At 63.5% G+C, this 17,167-nt stretch carries 15 protein-coding genes and 1 pseudogene; 6 read left to right on the top strand and 10 right to left on the bottom strand.

Annotated features, from left to right (window positions below):
* Positions 1-80: 80 nt before the first annotated feature.
* Entirely contained in the window at positions 81-1,445 is a 1,365-nt protein-coding gene (locus tag ACFE70_RS19095) for a sigma-54-dependent transcriptional regulator (RefSeq protein WP_375419383.1), read from the bottom strand.
* Between the two features lie 49 nt (positions 1,446-1,494).
* Between ACFE70_RS19095 and ACFE70_RS19090 the strand changes: the two genes are divergently transcribed.
* A complete protein-coding gene (locus ACFE70_RS19090; RefSeq protein WP_375419382.1) occupies positions 1,495-2,595 on the top strand; it encodes an ATP/GTP-binding protein in 1,101 nt (366 codons plus the stop codon).
* A gap of 4 nt (positions 2,596-2,599) precedes the next feature.
* The gene (locus ACFE70_RS19085; RefSeq protein ID WP_375419381.1) at positions 2,600-3,190 is read left to right on the top strand and encodes a hypothetical protein; all 591 of its coding nucleotides are present in this window, start codon (positions 2,600-2,602) and stop codon (positions 3,188-3,190) included.
* Here the strand turns inward: ACFE70_RS19085 and ACFE70_RS19080 are convergent.
* Positions 3,187-4,020: an ATP-binding cassette domain-containing protein gene (locus ACFE70_RS19080; protein WP_375419380.1), complete on the bottom strand. Its 834-nt coding sequence runs from the start codon at positions 4,018-4,020 to the stop codon at positions 3,187-3,189. The genes ACFE70_RS19085 and ACFE70_RS19080 overlap by 4 nt on opposite strands.
* Before the next feature lie 111 nt (positions 4,021-4,131).
* Between ACFE70_RS19080 and ACFE70_RS19075 the strand changes: the two genes are divergently transcribed.
* Positions 4,132-4,728, top strand: coding sequence for a transposase (locus ACFE70_RS19075; protein WP_375419379.1), 597 nt, complete (start codon positions 4,132-4,134; stop codon positions 4,726-4,728).
* Between the two features lie 87 nt (positions 4,729-4,815).
* On the opposite strand, the gene ACFE70_RS19070 is transcribed toward ACFE70_RS19075, so the two are convergent.
* The 5 genes from ACFE70_RS19070 to ACFE70_RS19050 all read right to left on the bottom strand — a co-directional run bounded on the left by ACFE70_RS19070 (position 4,816) and on the right by ACFE70_RS19050 (position 9,661).
* Complete coding sequence (locus ACFE70_RS19070; RefSeq protein WP_375419378.1) at positions 4,816-5,592, bottom strand: ABC transporter permease; 777 nt, start codon at positions 5,590-5,592, stop codon at positions 4,816-4,818.
* Between the two features lie 144 nt (positions 5,593-5,736).
* Complete coding sequence (locus tag ACFE70_RS19065; protein ID WP_375419377.1) at positions 5,737-7,515, bottom strand: OmpA family protein; 1,779 nt, start codon at positions 7,513-7,515, stop codon at positions 5,737-5,739.
* Between the two features lie 99 nt (positions 7,516-7,614).
* Positions 7,615-7,881 carry a hypothetical protein gene (locus ACFE70_RS19060; RefSeq protein WP_375419376.1) on the bottom strand — a complete coding sequence of 89 codons (267 nt, stop codon included), beginning with the start codon at positions 7,879-7,881 and terminating at the stop codon, positions 7,615-7,617.
* Positions 7,853-8,842, bottom strand: coding sequence for a PspA/IM30 family protein (locus tag ACFE70_RS19055; protein WP_375419375.1), 990 nt, complete (start codon positions 8,840-8,842; stop codon positions 7,853-7,855). The genes ACFE70_RS19060 and ACFE70_RS19055 overlap by 29 nt, the downstream gene beginning before the upstream one ends.
* Positions 8,843-8,980: 138 nt before the next feature.
* A complete protein-coding gene (locus ACFE70_RS19050) occupies positions 8,981-9,661 on the bottom strand; it encodes a hypothetical protein (protein ID WP_375419374.1) in 681 nt (226 codons plus the stop codon).
* A 362-nt stretch (positions 9,662-10,023) separates the two neighbouring features.
* Between ACFE70_RS19050 and ACFE70_RS19045 the strand changes: the two genes are divergently transcribed.
* Both ACFE70_RS19045 and ACFE70_RS19040 read left to right on the top strand, forming a co-directional pair.
* A complete protein-coding gene (locus ACFE70_RS19045; protein ID WP_375419373.1) occupies positions 10,024-10,194 on the top strand; it encodes a transposase in 171 nt (56 codons plus the stop codon).
* A gap of 15 nt (positions 10,195-10,209) precedes the next feature.
* A pseudogene (locus ACFE70_RS19040) lies at positions 10,210-10,791 on the top strand (IS5 family transposase); the annotation flags it as partial.
* 51 nt (positions 10,792-10,842) lie between these two features.
* Here ACFE70_RS19040 and ACFE70_RS19035 read toward each other — a convergent pair.
* Complete coding sequence (locus ACFE70_RS19035) at positions 10,843-11,799, bottom strand: 1-phosphofructokinase family hexose kinase (protein ID WP_375419372.1); 957 nt, start codon at positions 11,797-11,799, stop codon at positions 10,843-10,845.
* A 276-nt stretch (positions 11,800-12,075) separates the two neighbouring features.
* Positions 12,076-14,067: a type I pullulanase gene (pulA, locus tag ACFE70_RS19030; protein WP_375419371.1), complete on the bottom strand. Its 1,992-nt coding sequence runs from the start codon at positions 14,065-14,067 to the stop codon at positions 12,076-12,078.
* A gap of 137 nt (positions 14,068-14,204) precedes the next feature.
* On the opposite strand from pulA, the gene ACFE70_RS19025 reads away from it, so the two are divergent.
* Positions 14,205-14,819 carry a sce7726 family protein gene (locus tag ACFE70_RS19025; RefSeq protein ID WP_375419370.1) on the top strand — a complete coding sequence of 205 codons (615 nt, stop codon included), beginning with the start codon at positions 14,205-14,207 and terminating at the stop codon, positions 14,817-14,819.
* A gap of 12 nt (positions 14,820-14,831) precedes the next feature.
* On the opposite strand, the gene ACFE70_RS19020 is transcribed toward ACFE70_RS19025, so the two are convergent.
* Complete coding sequence (locus ACFE70_RS19020; protein WP_375419369.1) at positions 14,832-17,051, bottom strand: TonB-dependent receptor; 2,220 nt, start codon at positions 17,049-17,051, stop codon at positions 14,832-14,834.
* Positions 17,052-17,167 lie beyond the last annotated feature (116 nt).

Raw genomic sequence — 17,167 nt, 5'->3', positions numbered from 1 at the left:
ACTAGTCCCCCTCCCCATCGGGGAGGGGCTAGGGGTGGGGTTGCCGGGGCCGGGCAAGCTCTCACAATCCCTACCCCTCCCTAACTCTCTACCCCGTACTCCTGCAACTTCCGGTACAGCGTCGTCAGCCCAATGCCCAACCGCCGCGCTACTTCGGGCTTATTCCCCGCCAGCTCCTGCATGAGGCGGCCGATGTGGCGGGCTTCGAGGCCGCGCAGGCTCTCGTCGGTGGCGGAGGGGGGTAGGGATTTGCCGGCGGCCAGGGCCTGGAACTCGTCGGGCAGATAATCAGCGGCCAGGGGCTCGTTGGCGGGGGCCAGGATGGCGGCGCGTTCGAGGACGTTCTTCAGCTCGCGCACGTTGCCGGGCCAGGGGTAGGCTTGCAGGGCGGCCAGGCACTCGGGGGCGAGGCCGGGCAGGCGCTTGCTGAGGCGGGCGGCGAAGTGCTGAAGGAAAAAATCGGCCAGCGGGCCCACGTCGGCGGGGCGCTCCCGCAGCGAGGGCACCTGGATGGTGAACACGGAGAGGCGGTAGTATAAATCGGGGCGGAAACGGCCCTCGGCGGCTTCTTGCTTGAGGTTGCGGTTGGTGGCCGCCACGAGGCGCACGTTCACGCTCGTGGGCTTGGTGTCGCCGAGCTTGGTGAACTGCTGCAACTCCAGCACCCGCAGAAACTTGGCTTGCACGTTCAGCTCCAGCTCGCCGATTTCGTCCAGAAACAGGGTGCCGCCGTTGGCTTCTTCCAGCAGGCCCTTCTTGTCGGTGAGGGCGCCGGTGAAGGCGCCTTTCCGGTAGCCAAACAGCTCGGATTCGAGCAGCTCGCGTGGGAAGGCGCTGCAATTGACGGCCACGAACGCCTTGCCCCGGCGCCCGCTGGCCTGGTGAATGGCCTGGGCAAACAGCTCTTTGCCCGCCCCGGTTGGCCCTTCCAACAGCACGGTCGCGTCGGTGGGCGCGACCTGCCGAGCCAGGTCCTGGGTGCGGCGCAGGGCCTCGGAAACGCCAATCATGGTCTCGAAGCGGTGCTGCTGGCCCAGGCGGCTTTCCAGCTCGCGCACGCGCCGGCGCAGGCGGGCCTTCTCGGCGGCGCGCTCCACGACCACGATAAACTGCTGCTCAAACTGGCCCTTGGTGAGGTAGTCGAAGGCGCCCGACTTCATGGCCTGCACCCCGTCGGGGATGGTGCCGAAGGCGGTGAGCAGGATGACTTCGGCGTCGGGCGCCTGGGCCTTGAGGCGGGGCAGCAGCTCCACGCCGTTGGCGTCGGGCAGCTTCACATCGCAGATGATGACCAGGATGTCGGCCGCGTGCTGGCCGAGCACGTCGAGGCCGCGGTGGGCGTCGGGGGCTTGCAGCAGGGTGTAGCCTTCCAGCTCCAGCACCCGCGCCAGCAGCTGGCGCAGCCGCGCCTCGTCGTCGATGATGAGCAGGGTGCCGGTGGGCATGGGGGGTAGGGAACTGGATTAAGCCGCAATTACGCAGTAGTTTTGGGATATGCTAAAGCGCCTTCATATCAAGAATTTCACGGTTTTCGCCGACGCCGACTTTGAGTTTGGGCCGGGGCTGAATGTGATTGTCGGGACCAATGGCACGGGTAAAAGCCATGTGCTGAAGTTGGGGTATATAGCTGAGATAGTAAGATTTAATGTGAGCAGAGATTTTTCAGCTAGTCAATTAAATGCTCCATTAATAAGCTCGCTTGCTTGGATTAGCAATCTTTATAAATTATTGCCACAAGTTTTTTTATCTAAACAGTTAGGACATCTGATTCGATGGGATGCACATGAGGAAGCAGAAATCACAGTCGATTTTGGTGCCTCTGAAGAAGAAAAACTTGTATTTGAAATACACTCTAAAGACGAAAACACTCGGGAGACGAGTAGTATAAGTATTGGAACTCAAACAGCTCCAATTGTAACTGAAAATGTTGCAAAGCCAGTGTTCATACCCCCTAAAGAAGCTTTAACATTGACCTCATGGCTCCCTGGACTTTATGAAAAATATTCACTAGCTATTGACCGAACTTATTTTGATTTATGTAATCTATTAAGTTCGCCGCTACTGCGTAAGTTGGATGCTAGTATTCAACCTGTAATCTCCGCGTTAGAAGTGCTAATGCAGGGAAAAATCCGTTTTGAGGATAACCAGTTTTTTCTTTATCGCTCAGAAGAAGAACGTTTAGAAATAGACTTGGCAGCTGAGGGTATTCGTAAGTTGGGAGTTCTAGCTTATCTACTCGGTAATAGTAGTTTAGAGAAGGCCACTACCCTTTTTTGGGATGAGCCGGAAGCCAACTTGAATCCAGCAATGTTACGGGAGCTAGCGAAGGCTCTAGCTGCATTGGCTAAGCAAGGATTCCAGATTATCCTAGCTACGCACAGTATGAGCTTGCTAAAAGAATTTCACATTCTCTCACGACATGAAAATATACGGCCACTACCGATTCGCTATTTTGGTTTGAATGCGGAGCCGGGACAGCCCACTACAGTCGTCACAAAAGATGATTTCAAATTTCTGCCTGATGTGGTTGCGCTGGAAGTGGAATTGGAGCAGGCTGATGATTTAGAAGAGATTTTCGCCAGAGAAGACCAGTAGCTCCATGCCGACAATCACTGAGCGGGAGTTAGTTTTAGAATTCTTGGATGGCTGGCAGGTCGTGCAATATGACCGGCAAGCGAATTCCAAAACGGGTGAGCCTGCGAGCTTTTATCGGCGCATTATTGAGCAAGGCGGGGTAACGCATGTGCGCGGAGTAGACATTATTTGTCGGCTGCCAGGCTTACCGGAGCGGCTAGAGTTTATCGAAATCAAAGATGACCGTAAGCGAACAATGAAGGCAGGTCCGCGCCATGCGGAATTGTTCACCACGGTGTTGCAAAAAACGGCTGGCACTCTTGCCGGATTGGTATTAGCTGAGCGGTTGGGTGAGGAGTCGTTGCGTCCACATGCTTGTCTTAGCCAAAATCCGACTATTGAAGTGATATTGTTGCTAGTGGAACCAGCCCCGGTGCCAGTTCAAGCTGTCAGTGGCGAGAATAACTTGCGGCGATTGGCTGAGCGGCAGGGCAAGACTACGCTCGAACAACGCCTGAACGCTAAGCTGGAAGAGTGGGGCCTTCGGTTTGCACTTTACAATCTGTCAAACCGCCCGGCCCCAGATTGGCAAGTGCGTGACCTTTCTCAACCCTAACTCCCCCGAATCTCCTGCTTCAGGTGCTCCACGAACTGCGTGAATTCGGGCTCGGCTTCCACGTTTTCGTGCCAGGCGAGGCCCATTTCGGCCAGGTTGTACTGGTGCTGGGGGCTGATGGTGGCGCCGGGCAGCGGGGCGCCGGTGGCCGCGTCGCGCTCGTGGCTGAGCAGCCAGAGGCGGTCGGCGAGGGCGGTGGTGGTCACGAGGTCGTGGGAGACGATGACGACTGTGTTCAGCTCGTCCATCGTGGTGACTTCGGCGATGATTTTCTTCACCTCATCAATCATGGCCACGTCGAGGCCGGAGAAGGGCTCATCGAGCAGAATCAGGTGGTCGGAGCAGAGCAGCTGCTGGGCAATGGCGGCGCGCTGCCGCTGCCCGCCCGAGAGCAGGGCCGGGTATTTCTTGCGGTGGGCGCTCAGGCCGAAACGCTCTAAGTAGCTCTCGGTGAGGGTGCGGGCGTCGGCGGGGGCGTGCTTGCGCTCGGCGGCCACGAGCAGGTTGTCGAGCAGGGTGCGGTGGTCGAAGAGGGGGTAGCGCTGCTGCACGAAGCCCACGCGGCCGGCGGCCACGGCTTGCTGGCCCTCGCCCACGCGCACGGTGCCGGCCGTGGGGACCAGCAGCCCGGCCATGATGCGGCACAACACCGATTTGCCGATGCCTGAGCGGCCGTAGAAGCCCACGACCTGGCCCTGCTGCATTCCGGGCCGGATAACGTCGAGGACCTGGGCGCTGATGTCGCGCAGAATAAGCTCGCCGGCGAAGGACATGGCAATGCCGTCTAGGGTGAGCAGGGGCTGGGTGTGGGTGTAGGCGTGGGCAGTCATATTATGTAGCGTGGACTCTGTGAGTCCGCGCGTATGATGGATGGGGGGATGTTCGGGTGTCGTTCCCGCGCGGACTCGCAGAGTCCACGCTACTTGGCGCTACATTGCGCGATGACTGATTTGATTTATTATGAGCGGAATCTGCCGCACCGGTTGCCGCCGGGTGAGGCGGTTTTCCTGACTTTTCGGCTGGCGGGCAGCCTTCCCCGCGAGGTGCTGGAGCAGCTGCGGGCCGAAACCGAGTTGGTGCAGAGAAGCCTCATCCCGGAGCCGGCTCAGCTCTATGCCGAGCAAAAAAGGTATTTCGGGCGCTTTGATGCGCAGCTGGCTGCGAATGACAGTGGACCGACTTGGTTGCGGCAGCCCGATATCGCGGCGCTGGTGGCGCAGTCGCTGCATTATTTTGACGGCAAAAGCTACGAGTTGGTGTGCTACTGCTTGATGCCGAACCACGTGCATCTGGTGGTGATGCTGGCCCCGGATGCGCCGCCGCTGATTAAGACGTTGCAGCGGCTGAAGAGCTACACGGCCACGCAGGCAAATAAGCTGCTGGGTAGGACCGGGGCTTTCTGGCAAGCGGAGAGCTACGACCACGTGGTGCGAAAGGGGGAGATGCCGCGCATCATTTCCTATGTTTTGGAGAATCCGGTGAAGGCTGGTTTGGTAGAGGACTGGCAGCAGTGGCCTTACACGTATGTGGCGGGGTAGGGAAGTAGCGTGGACTCTGCGAGTCCGCGCGTGGGTAGTGAGGTTGACGTTCGGGTGTCGTTCCCGCGCGGACTCGCAGAGTCCACGCTACTTGGCGCTCGTGAGCACGGCGTAGGGAAAAAACACCCGGCGCAAGAGCACGAACGCGTAATCCTGCGCCGCGCCCGTGGCCAGAATAACCAGCTGAATGGCCACGACGCCATCCAGGTGCAGGTAGCGGTTCTGCTTATAAAGCAGCAAGCCGATGCCGCCTTCCGACTGATACAGCGTCTCGACCAGCGTAATCAGGGTCCAGACGATGGCGAAATTCTGGCGAACGACTTCGAGCATGTCGGCCAGCTTGCCTAGCACCACGACTTCGAGGAAGCTGCGCCACTCGCTCATGCCCAGGGTGCGGGCGTGGTCCATTTCTTCCTGCGTGGTGCTCAGAATCACGCTCGTCATGCCCGTGACCAGGTACACGGTGGCCCCAAAAATCAGGACCGAGAGCTTGACCTGATGGCCGGAGCTGAGCATCAGGGCCATGAAAAACGTGAGGCCGGTGAGGGTGAGGTAGCGCAGCTTGGTGGCGGCGTAGGCCAGCGGGCGGAAGAAGGGCAGCGCCGTGAGGTAGGAGATGCCCAGGGCCAGCACCGTGGCGGCAGCCAGCGCTTGCAGGGCCGTGGTCATGCTCGCCCAAAGCTCCTGGATTAATCCCTGGCTGGTGATGAGGTCGCCGAGGGAGCGGAACACTTCGCCGAGGCTGGGGAAGAGTTGCAGGGGTAGGAAAAGCCAGAGCAGCAGCAGGATGGCGCCTTGCGCGACGACCATCGTCAGGAACAGGCTGCGGCGCGGCTGGGCGTTGGGGGTGAAAAGGGTTTTCATGGCCTGTAGCGTGGACTCTGCGAGTCCGCGCACGAGCGCAGCGAGTATCATCGCCGGCGCCCGTGCTTGGAAAATAGTGTTTTAAGATGCAGGCGGCGATACTCGCTGCGCTCGTGCGCGGACTCGCAGAGTCCACGCTACTTTTTAATTGCCTAGCACAATCTCCACGCGCCGGTTTTTAGCCTTGCCTTCTGGCGTGGCGTTGCTGGCCACGGGCTCGCCGGGGCCGTGGGCGTAGACTTGCACGCGGCCGTCGGGGAAGGCGCTGCGGCTCTTGGTTTGCAGCCACTGTTGCACGGCCATCGCGCGGTCTTCGGAGAGCTGCTGGTTTTTTTGCGGGTCGCCGGCGTTGTCGGTGTGGCCGTGGACGGCCACTTTCAGGCGGCCAGCTACCACGAGGTCGTCGAAGAGCTGGTTGAGGTCGCGCTCGGCGGCGGGCGTGAAGCTGCTCTGGCCGGTGTTGAAGGCGATGTTCCAGGCGCGCTTGCTCACGCTGCGGCGGATTTCATCGTCGGCGGCGAACTTTGGCTGGTCGGCGGGAGCCAGCGTTTTGCCCTTGTACTTGGCCTGGAGCTGCTTGAGCGGGCCCAGGTCCAGCATCTCGGTTAGCGGCACGTAGCTGGGCAGCTCCTTGGGGTAGAGGCGGCTTTGCACGTCGCCGAAGGTTTTGTACACCGCGGCGTAGATGTTGGTGCCGCCCTCATCGAGACCGAACAAATTCAGGTTGTCGCTGAAATTGAAGGCTTTCGAGCCGCCCAGCTCCACGACCTCGCCGTTGCGGTCGGCCTCGCTCACGCCCTTGTAGTATTTGAGCCAGTAGGCGCCGGGCTTGTCCTGGTCGCCATACACAGCGGCCGAGATGTCGGCGGCGCGGGTCAGGGCTTCGGGGTGGGCCTTCACCTGGTCGCCGGCCACGGCGAAGGCCGTCATCAGGCCCAGCACTTCCTGCGGGTGCGCGTCGTACCAGCGCTTGGTGGTGACCATGATGTTGGGCATCTGGTTCGAGTAGTCCTTGGTCGAGACGATGTTCACCAGGCCGCCCTTCTGCTTGGCGATGTTCACGTCGCCGGGCGTCCAGGTGGCCACGGCGTCGGCGGGCACGTCAATTTTCACGCCGGTGTTCTTGCCGTTTACCACTTTGGTGCGGCTTTCAGGCTTGCCGAGAATGTACTTTTCGGCGGCCACGAGGAAGTCGGAGGCGGCCATGAAGTTCACGGCGTCGGGGTCGTAGGTCGTCTCGTCGGGGTTGACTTTCAGGCCGTTGTCGGCGCACCATTTCAGGGCGATGTTCTGGTCGCCGTCGCGCAGGTAGCAGGCGATGGTTTTGCCCAGGGCCAGCTTGGGGTTTTCCAGCCATTCCTTGGGGCCCATCAGCTTGTCCTCACCGAAGGATTTGCCCACTGAATAAGGGATAATCTGAAGCTGGGTGCCGGCCTTCTTGAGCTGGTCCTGCATGGCCGAGAAGCCCGGCAGCCCGTCGCCCATGATGCTCACAATCAGCCCCGGCGTAGCAGGGTTGCTTTCCAAGTCCACGGCGTTTTTCACCAGATCTGCCTGCATCTTGCTCACGTCGTCCTGACGCACAATCTGCAGGTCGAGGCCGTTGGCGGCCAGGCTGGAGCCCATCGTGGTGCGCGGGCCGCCGTTGGCCAGCATCCCGGCCATCTGGGAGTTCCAGGCCATCACTTCCCAGACCACGGGCGTGCCTTTGTCGGCGGGCGCCGTGCCAGGCAGCACCGCCAACGGCACTACGGCCGTGGCGCGGCTGCCGGCCGTGGCGGCGGGCAGCTCGATGGAGTTGAGCAATACCGACTCAGTGTCGGCTTTTTTGAACACGGCGCCGCTGGAAACCAGCTTGTTGATGCCGAAGTAGAGCAGCGCCACGAGCAGGGCGCCAATTACAATTTTACCGCGCGTTGTCATGGTCTTGAGAAGGAAAGTAGCGCGGACTTTGTAGTCCGCGCCCGCGCCCAAAGGCACGGATGAAAGCCGTAGAAAAGAGGTTTTTAGAGTGTCGCAGTGCTACCGGATTAGCCCCGCGAGCCGGTCCGGTCCGACGGTCCTAGGCCGTCCGGTCGGCCGTCGTTCGCGCCGTTTGGAGGGAAAGGAGGGGGTAGGGACAGTTCGGCCATCCTGCCGACAGCCGGTCGGACGGTCCAGGGCCGTCGGAGTGGGCCGGCTCGCGGCGTGGGCGGCCGGAGCGGCCCACTCGCGGACTACAAAGTCCGCGCTACGCATCAGGCCGTAGCTCAGCAGCAGGCTAATCAAGCAGGCTAGAATAGGCATCATCGGACGCTTTTTTAGTGGTGAGAAATGCTGGCTGGGCCTGGGGCTTTTCGGCCAGCACGGCGTTGAAATCGCCTTTCTGGTACTTTTCCAGCAGGCGCTGGCCCTTCTCGCTCATCACGCCGTTCTGGATGTCCATTTCCTTGACGAACTCCTGCGAGTAGCGCATAGCCTGCTTAATCTGGCCGAGCTGCTGGGCCATGTCCTGCGCCACGCGGTCCGTGGCCAGGTCGAAGAAGTACTTCTTGTCGGGGTCGCCGCGCAGGATGTTCATGGCCGCCCGCATCCCGGAGCTGGTGCGCTTGACCAGCGCGTATTCGTCCTTTAAAAGACTGACTTTGAACTTGCTGCCGTCAATCTGGCGCAGGGCGGCCTTCAGAATCTGGCGCATTACTACGGTCACGTTGGCCGTGGTGGTGGCCATCGGCTGGAGGCGCTGGTTGTAGTCCTGAAGCTGGGCGGCGCGGCTGGCGTAGCTCTCGGCCAGGTCCTTTTCGCCCTGGCGGGTGGCGGCGCTGGCCAGGCCCAGGTACTCCTTCATTTGGGCGGTGTTGGCTTGCAGCTTAGCCTTCACCAGCTCGTGGGCGCCCTCGATGTGGCCGACTTCGGCGTCCATCTTGCGGGCTTCCTTCTCGGTATTCGAGATGTAGTCCTCCATGATGCCGATAGGGTCGGTATTCACGAAAATGCCGGCCGCGGTGCGCAGAATCCGCTGCCCCGCGTACCAGAGGCCGGTTTGCACCCGCTTGTTGGTGAAGACCAGGAACGCCACGAACAGCGTCCCGAGCCCGATGCCCAGCTTCACGGTGTCGAACACCATATCGACCAGGAAGGGCACGATGCGGCCCCAGTAGTAGACGCCGGCGCCCACGGCTCCGGCCAGGAAAACCCAGCCGGCGACTTTTTCCGGCTGCTGCCACTTGGGGAGGCCGGTTTCGGAATTGAGGGGGGGTAGGGAAGTCATTGGTAAAGAATTGAGAATGTGAGAGGTAATGAGAAGTAGCGCGCCGTTGGGAAGTAGCGTGGACTCTGCGAGTCCGCGCGTGGGTAGATTGTACAAGTCGTGCGGGTGTCGTTCCCGCGCGGACTCGCAGAGTCCACGCTACTTGGCGGTCAAGAAGGACTGCGTGGCCTGGCGGTGGGCTTGCAAGTCGGTCGCAGCGGCGGCGTGGGCCAGCTCGTAGGAGGCCAGCGCGGCCTGGGTTTTCTGGCGCTCGGCCTGCAAGTGCTGCTGAGCGGCTTGCAGTTGCTGCTGGCGCTCGGCCAGCTGGCGGGTGAGGTCGGCGACGGCGGTTTGCAGCTGGGCTTCCTGCCGCACGAGCTGGGCGATGGCGCCGGGCAGAGCTTGCGGGTTCGGGGTTTCGCCGAGCTTCTCACGGTGCCGCTGCTGCACGCGGGCGCGGTCGGCGGCCAGCTTTTCGGCCTGCGCGTCGGCCGAGGCCAGCAGGGCCGGCAGGTCGGCGCCGGTGAGGGCAGCAAAGGCGTTGAAGGCGGTCTGGTAGAGCAGCGGGCCGGTGAGGCCGCTGCCGGCCATGCTCTTGACGAGCTTGGTATAGGCGCCGAAATCCTTGCCATCGGAAGCCAGCAGCCCGGCGATGTGGTCGAGATGCCGCTGCTCGGGCTGGGCAGGCGTTGGGGTACCGGCCATTGGCGCGGCCGAGGGGGGTAGGGATGGCTGGGGCGCGGCGAGGGGGGTAGGGCTGGCGGCCGGTGCCGGCTGCTCGGCATCTTCTTCGATGAAGAAGCCCTTGGCGGCTTTGGTGAGGTTGTCGAAGATGGCCATGACGGCGGGCGAGTGGTTTGGTGACGGTGGTCAGATGCCAATACCAGTGCCGGGTCAGGAGCAAAACTTATTTTTAGTTTACTGTTACCTGATGGTCAATTGGTTAATAAAAAATCCCTACCCGGCACGAAGCCGGGCGGGGAGGAATATTTTTCAAAATGAAAAGGCTATTTTTTCAAATTAATAAATCTTCTAGGCTATTAAATAGCCCTCACATCTGTCAGGCCTAACTAGCCTGACAGATGTGAGGGCGACGCCATAAATACCGCAAGAACTATTAAGAGCGTGTTGGGGAATTAACTGGGGTAAAAAAGCAAACGAGCCAGTAAGTTGCAGCGGAGTTCCTAGGCTCCGCTGGCATTATGGTTGCCGGACATCAACCCCTTACTGACTCGCAGTGGCAAGTTATGGCCCCGCTACTGCTGGTGCAACGCAAACGCCGCCTGTGTCTACGCCAAGTGGTTGATGCGGTGCGTTATATCTGCCGCACGGGTTGCCAATGGCGCAGCTTGCCGGCCTCGTTTCCTGCCTAGACGGCGGTTTACTACTATTTCCGGCGCTGGCAACAACAGCACCTCTGGCAGCAGGTGAACCAAGCCCTGAACCAAGCCGACCGGCTGGCAGCGAACCGGGCGGCCACGCCTTCGCTCGTGTGCGTGGACAGCCAGAGTATCAAACTCGCGCCGCGCATTTTTGAGCACCGGGGCACCGACGGCGGCAAGCACGTGAATGGGCGCAAACGGCAGATTGCCACCGACGTGGACGGCCGCATTTTCGCTTGCCGCGTCCAGGCGGCCAACGGCCACGACGGCACGCAGGCCCTGCAATTGCTTCCCACACGACCGGCCTGGGGCCAGCGCTTGACCACCGTGGTGACGGATAAAGGTTACCGCGGGCACTTCGCCGCCCACCTCCACGCGCTGGGGCTCGTCCACCAAGTGGGCACTCGCCCGCCCACGGCCCGCGGCTTCGTGCCCGTGGCCAAGCGCTGGGTCGTCGAGCGCACGTTTGCCTGGCTCGTGTGCTTTCGCCGACTCGCCATCGACTACGACTTTACCCCCGCCAGCCACGAAACCTGGCTGCTTGTTGCTAACACCACGATGTGCCTCAATCGATTATGCCCCTGTTAATCCCCCAACACGTTCTTACCAGCCATAGGGCACCAGCCCCGCACCCTACTCTCAGCTCACAAGCGCGGGCTGGGGCATGGTTTGGAGCAGCCACTGAAACAGCCGCTCGGCGTCGGCGGGTTGAAACAGCTCGGTGCCGGAGTTCATCGTGGCGGCCGTGCCGCAGGCCACGCCCAGGCGCACGGCCTCGCGCACGGGCCGCCCTTGGCTGAGCGCGTACACCATGCCTGCGACCATGCTGTCGCCGGCGCCCACGGTGCTCTGTTTTTTGACGGCTGGTGCCGCGATGTGCTCGGTGCCGTCGGCCGTGACGAGGCAGGCCCCATTGGCCCCCAGCGAGACCACGACAACCTCGCACTTGCCCGCCGCGATGATGGCCCGCGCCGCGGCGCCTGCCGACTCGCTATCGAGCGAGTCGGTGCCGGCCAGCCGGCATAGCTCGCCCAGGTTGGGCTTGAGCAGGTACACGCCCTCAGCCACGGCGCTTTGCAGGGCCTGTTCGGAGGTGTCCACGATTAGTTTCACCCCGGCCTGGCGCGCCCAGCGGGCAATATCGCCCATGAAGCTCGGGGCCACGCCCTGCGGCAGGCTGCCGCTGACCACCAGCACGTCGGGCGCGGGCGTCAGCTCGGCTAAGGTGCTCAGCACCAGGGCCTGCTCGTCGGGCGTGAGCGTGGTGCCGGGCATGCCGAAGCGGTACTGCTGGTTGCAGGAGGCGTCCACGACCGAAAAATTCTCGCGGGTCCAGGCCGCCGTGGGCACTACCAGCGGCGTGAGGCCCTCGCTCAGCACCAGCTGCCGCAGCACCTCGCCCGAAGGGCCGCCGGCCACAAACAGCGCCGGCGCGGCCAGCCCCAGGCGGCGCAGGCCCCGCGCCACGTTGATGCCCCCGCCACCGGGCTCGGTTTTGGGCGGCTCGCAGCGCAGCTTCTGCTCGGGCACGAGCTGGGACACGCGGGTGCTTTTGTCGATGGCCGGGTTCAGAGTGAGGGTGACGACGTGGTACATGGGCGGGAACAGTGCTTTGATAAGGAGAAGAATGCCCGTTAAACGGAGCCGGCCGGGTAGGGTCGGGCGACTGGGCGTGGTCAGGCTACTTTTTCCATTGGCGGCCGGCAACCCGAACGAGGTAGAGACGCAATATTTTGCGTCTCCTCGCGCGTGCTCCTCGCGCGTAGGGGGGTAGGGGAATCCAATCAAATGAGATTACTGCGCCCCTCGCACTGCCAGGAGACGCGATATCTTGCGTCTCTACCTCGTTCTTCCTTTGTTCTGACAAAGGAGCTACTGCGCCAGCACCAGCGCCGACGAAGCCGGTACCGAAATCGGCACCGTGCCGGCTTCCAGCCGGCCCAACCCGCTGGCCTTGACCTCATTTTCGCGCAGCACGACCTTGTAGGCGCCGGCCGGAATCGGCACCGCCGCCGGCGCCTTAGTCCCATTAAACACCACGGTAATCGTCTGCCAGGCGTCGCCGCCGGCGTGCTCGCGCAGCTGGTAGGCGATGGTGCCGGGCGGCAGCCCCGGCAAAAACACCAAGTGCCGCGCGACCAGCTCCTGCGTGGGCAGCCGAAAGGCTGGGTGCGCCCGGCGCAACGCAATCAGGCGGCGGTAGAACGTGTACACTTCGGCGTATTTAGCCTTGCGGCCCCAGTCGATCTGGTTCACGCTGTCGGGCAGGTTGTAGGAGTTGTGGGCGCCGCCTTTGGTACGCAGAAACTCGTCGCCGAGCGGCAGAAACGGGATACCCTGCGAGGTCAGGACGATGGCCGCGCTGAGCAAATCCATCTTGATTAGCTCGGCTTCGGAGGCGCCGGGGTTGGAGGCGCGCAGCTTGTCCCAAAGCACCTGGTCGTCGTGCGAGGCCACGTAGCTGATGGCCTGCGCCGGGCTGCCGGCCCAGGGCGCCTTGCTGTAGTTGACCTTGGCATACTCCAGCTGCGGATGCGAAACCGCCCCCACAACACCGAATTTGACGCTCTCTTCCAGGCCCGGGTGGCCGCTGGCAAAGCCAGGCTGCTTCTGGTCGGCGAAGTGGCCTTTCACGCCGTCGCGCAGCTCGTCGCCGAAGACCGCGATGCGGGGCAGCTTGCTCATATTGGCTTTCACGGCGCGGCGGGCTTCGGGCAGGGGCGAGGGGCCGGCGGCCCAGCCTTCGCCATACATTAATATGGAGTGGTCCTGCTGGTCTAGCGCCACGCGCACGGCGCGCATGGTTTCAATATCCAGCACCCCCATCAAATCAAAGCGGAAGCCGTCGGCGTGGTATTCGCGCGCCCAGTACGCCACGGATTCCACGATGAGCTTGCGCACCATCGGCCGCTCGGAGGCCACTTCGTTGCCGCAGGCGGTAGCGTTGGAGAGCTTGCCGTCCGCGTCTTGGCGGTAGTAGTAGTCGGGCACGAGCTGCTCGAACGGATTAAAGCGGACATCATTCGTCGTGTGGTTGTATACCACGTCGAGCACTATGCGCAGGCCGCGGCCGTGCAGGGCCTGCACCAGCTGCTTCAGCTCCCGGAGGCGGGCGGCGGGGGTGGCGGCGTCAGTGGAAAACGAGCCTTCGGGCGCCGAGAAGTGCAGCGGCTCGTAGCCCCAGTTGTAGGGGCGGCGGGCGGGGGGTAGGGATTCATCAATCGAGGCGAAGTCGTTGGTGGGTAGCAGGTGCACGTGGGTCAGGCCCAGCTCCTGAAGGTGGTCGAGGCCGGTGCTGACGCCGCCCGGCCCGCGGGTGCCGCCTTCGGTGAAGCCCAAATACTGGCCTTTGTGCTGAATGCCCGAGAGCGGGTGCTGGGAAAAGTCGCGCACGTGCACTTCGCCCAGCACGACATCCGTGGGCTGTTTCAGGGCCGGACGAAAATCATCGGCCCAGCCGGCGGGCGAGGCCTTGGCGGGGTCGAGCAGGGCGCCGCGCTGTCCGTTGAGGCCGATGGCGTGGGCGTAGGGGTCGGCCACTTCGCCCATAACTTTTCCCCTAATCGTGGCCTGCACGGTGTAGAAGCCGGTAGTGCCCGCCGGCAGGGCGTGGGTCCAGGTGCCGCCTTCGGCCTTTCGCATGGGGTAGGAAGCCAGGGCCGCGCCGCCGGTGCCTTGGGCATACACGCGCAGCGTGAGCGCCTCGGCGGTGGGCGCCCACACGCGCAGGCGCATTTTAGCTTTGGTGAAAGTCAGACCCAGGTCGGGGCCATTGTAGGTGGGGTACTTGCTGAAATCAGGGGGGGTAGGGGCGGGCGCGGAAGCAGTAACAAACACGAGTAATAGCAGGAAGAAATAATTCATGCGGGCAAGTTGGTGGAATTTACTTTTGCGGGAAGGCGGGGGCGGCATTTAACGCAAAGTTTAAAAGAAGTTGAAATTAAGTCTCGCGAAGTCTGCCAACTTTTAACTCATAACTTTTAACTCATAACTCGCGCAGCGTGAACGACCCCGCCATCCGCGCCCTGCTCTACCCACTGCTGCACGGCGGTGTGCACGTGGATGAGCTGCCGACCGGCACGACCCGCGCCGACGTGGTGCACCTGACCGAGGAGTTCATGCACGGCTACGAAATCAAGGGCGAGCGCGACACCTTGCTGCGGGTGCCCAACCAGTTGCGCTGCTACGCCGAGGTGTACGATTTCGTGACCTTCGTGGTGACTGAAAAGCACCTGCTGGCGCTGCTGCCGCTGCTGCCGGAGTGGGTGGGTGTCCTGGTGGCGGCCCCCGACGGCCTGCGCCCGCACCGCGAAGCCCGCTACAACGCCACGGTGCAGCTCGCGCCGCTGGCCGCGCTGCTGCTATTGGAAGAAGTCAAGCAGTTTTTGCTGGCCTGCGGCCTGACGGGCGTGAGTTTGCTGCGGGGCCGCGAAGTCGCCCGGCTGCTGCGCGACACCAACCAGGTGCCGCTCTCGCGCCTGGCGCGGCACGTGCGCGAGCGCTTGATGGCCCGGCTGCCCGGCCGCCTGCAAGCGCGGGAGGAGCGCAAGGCCGAACGGGCGGCCCGCCCGCGGCGGCCGAAGGCGGTAAAGCGGAAGAAGAAGGCGCGGGCGTGAGGTGCCCCGTTCTCACCGCCAGCGCCAGCCCAGCAGCGCGCCGCCATACCAGCTGCGGGCCGGCGCGGGCTGAAAGTAGCGCCCGCCAAACGCATTGAGGTCGTTGCCGAGGCTGTAGCGGCGGTCGAGGGCATTATCCACGCCGCCGAAAACATCCACGTTAAACCCGCCTGGCAAGGCGCGGCGCCAGCCGGCGCGGGCGCTGAAAGTCCAGTAGCCGGCGGCGTAGTCGGAGTTGGCGTCGTTGAGCGGCAGCCGGGCCTGGTGGCTCAGGTTGGGGTTGGCGTAGAAGCCGTGCAGCTCGCTGAAATCGAGGCCGGCGCTGAGCGTGTGGGGCGTGGTGCCGGTGAGGCGGTTGCCGCTGTAGTCCTGGCCCAGCGACTCGTAGCGGCCGAAGCGGAAGTGGTTGTAGGCGTAGCTGGCCCAGGCGCGCAGGCCAGCAGCCGGCCGGCTTGCGGTCGGGGAGGGGGGTAGGGAATTGGAAGCCGCGTCGGCAGCAAGGGCTGCCGGGCGCCAGAGCCAGCCGCTGAGAGCGGCTTCGGCGCCGCGCTGGCGGGTAGTGCCGGCGTTGGCGAAAAGCTGGGTGCCCTGGTCGTTGCTGCGGACGACGATGGTGTTTTTCAGCTCGAAATCAAACAGGGCCACGTCGTAGCTCAGGCGGCCGGCCAGCAGCGCGCCGCGGCTGCCGACCTCGTAGCTCAGGCCGCGCTCGGCTTGCAAGGCTTGGTTGATGCTGCCGTCGGAGGGGCGGATTTCAGCTTCGGAGGGCGGCGAAAAGCCGCTGCTCACGCTGACGTAAGCCGAGAGCTGGTCGGTAATTTCCTTGAGCAAAGCCACGCGGGGCGAGATTTCGGGCCGGAAGTCGCGGCGAATCTGGTAGCCGCTGCGGGCGGGCGCGGTGGCCGGGCCGGTGTTGTCGCTCAGGCGGTTGATGCGGTACGTGAGGCGGTTGTAGCTGGCGCCGGCCGTGAGTTGCAGGCCGGCTGGCAGCTCATAATCTGCTTGGGCGAAGCCGAAGCCGGTGCGGGTCGTGATTTCGTCGTCGTAGCGCAGTGGCCCCGGCGTGCCGGCTAGGTTCTGGTAGCTGCGGCCACTCAGGAAGGCGGCCTGGGCCTCGCCGCCGGCCGTCAGGCGCAGCAGCCGGCCCGCCAGCGGCGCGCGGTAGCTCAGGCTGGCCCGCCCGCCGCCGCCCACGCTGGTGTTGCGCTCAAAGTCAACCAGATAGGGCGTCCGAATGCGGGTGCCCGTGCCGTAGAGCGTGGCCCGGCTGGTCCATCTTTCCGTAAAGCGGTACTCGTGCGTCAAGCCCAGCAGGGCGGTCTGGGAAGCGTAGTAGGCGCGCTGCTCCACGGTGCCGGGGCTGGTGCGGGTGGCGGGCCGCGCCTGGCGCGGGTCGGCCTCGAACTGGGCGCGGGTGAGGCCGCCGGGCAGCTGGTAGTCGAGGTCAGTGTAGAGGGCGTGGACGGCCAGGGTCTGGTTTTCGGCGGGCGCAGTTTCGGCATCCAGGGCCAACACGTCGCGGCGTAGCGCACTATTCTGGCGGTAGCCATCGCTGGTTTGGCGGGCGTACTGTACGCGCAGATAGTTCGGGCTGGCGGCTGAGGCGCCGCCGGTTTCGGCCACGGCCGAGAGGCGGCGCAGCCCGTAGCTGCCCGCCGTGAAGCCCACCTGCCCGCCGCTTTGGCCCGGCTGGGGGCGGCGGTTTTCGAGGCGCACCACGCCGCCCGTGCCGGCCCCGTACACGCTGCCAGCCGGCCCTTTCAGCACCTCAATTCTACCTAATTGCGCCGGGTCGAGCAAGTTGAGGGGGGTAGTGCCCCCTGGCTCGGTGAAGGGAATATCGAAGTAATACACCTTCACGTTGCGCACCCCGAACGGCGAGCGCAGCGTACTGCCGCGGATGCTGAGCCGGTAGCTGGCCGGGGCGCGCTCTTCCAGCCGCACGCCGGGCAAGGTGTTAACCGCCTGCGTGATAGAGGTTTGGCTGAAGCGCTCCAGCGCCGCCGTTTCCAGCAGCCCGATGCCGGCCGCCGTGCGCCGCAGCGGCAGCTGCTGGCCGTAGCCCGTAACGGTGGCGGCGGGCAGGCGCACCGTGCGGGTGGTGTCGGCGGTCGCGCCGGCCGGGGGGGGTAGGGAAGTGGCGGTTTGGGCCCGCAGCGGTAGCGGCGCCAGCCCCAGCAGCGCCAGCCATAGTCCCCAACCCAACGTCCGCCTTCCAGAAATCTGTGTCATAAGCAGCCCCGAACGGCAAACGGCCCCCCGGAGTTCGGCGGCCAACTTCCTATCCCTCCTCCCTAACTCTAGCGCCGCCCGCGCCGCCTGGTCCGGTCCGACGGCCCCAGGCCGTC

The organism is uncultured Hymenobacter sp., from assembly GCF_964243305.1.
Taxonomy (GTDB): domain Bacteria; phylum Bacteroidota; class Bacteroidia; order Cytophagales; family Hymenobacteraceae; genus Hymenobacter.
Note: the sequence above shows the minus strand (reverse complement) of the source record. Positions and strands in the feature narration are given on the sequence as shown.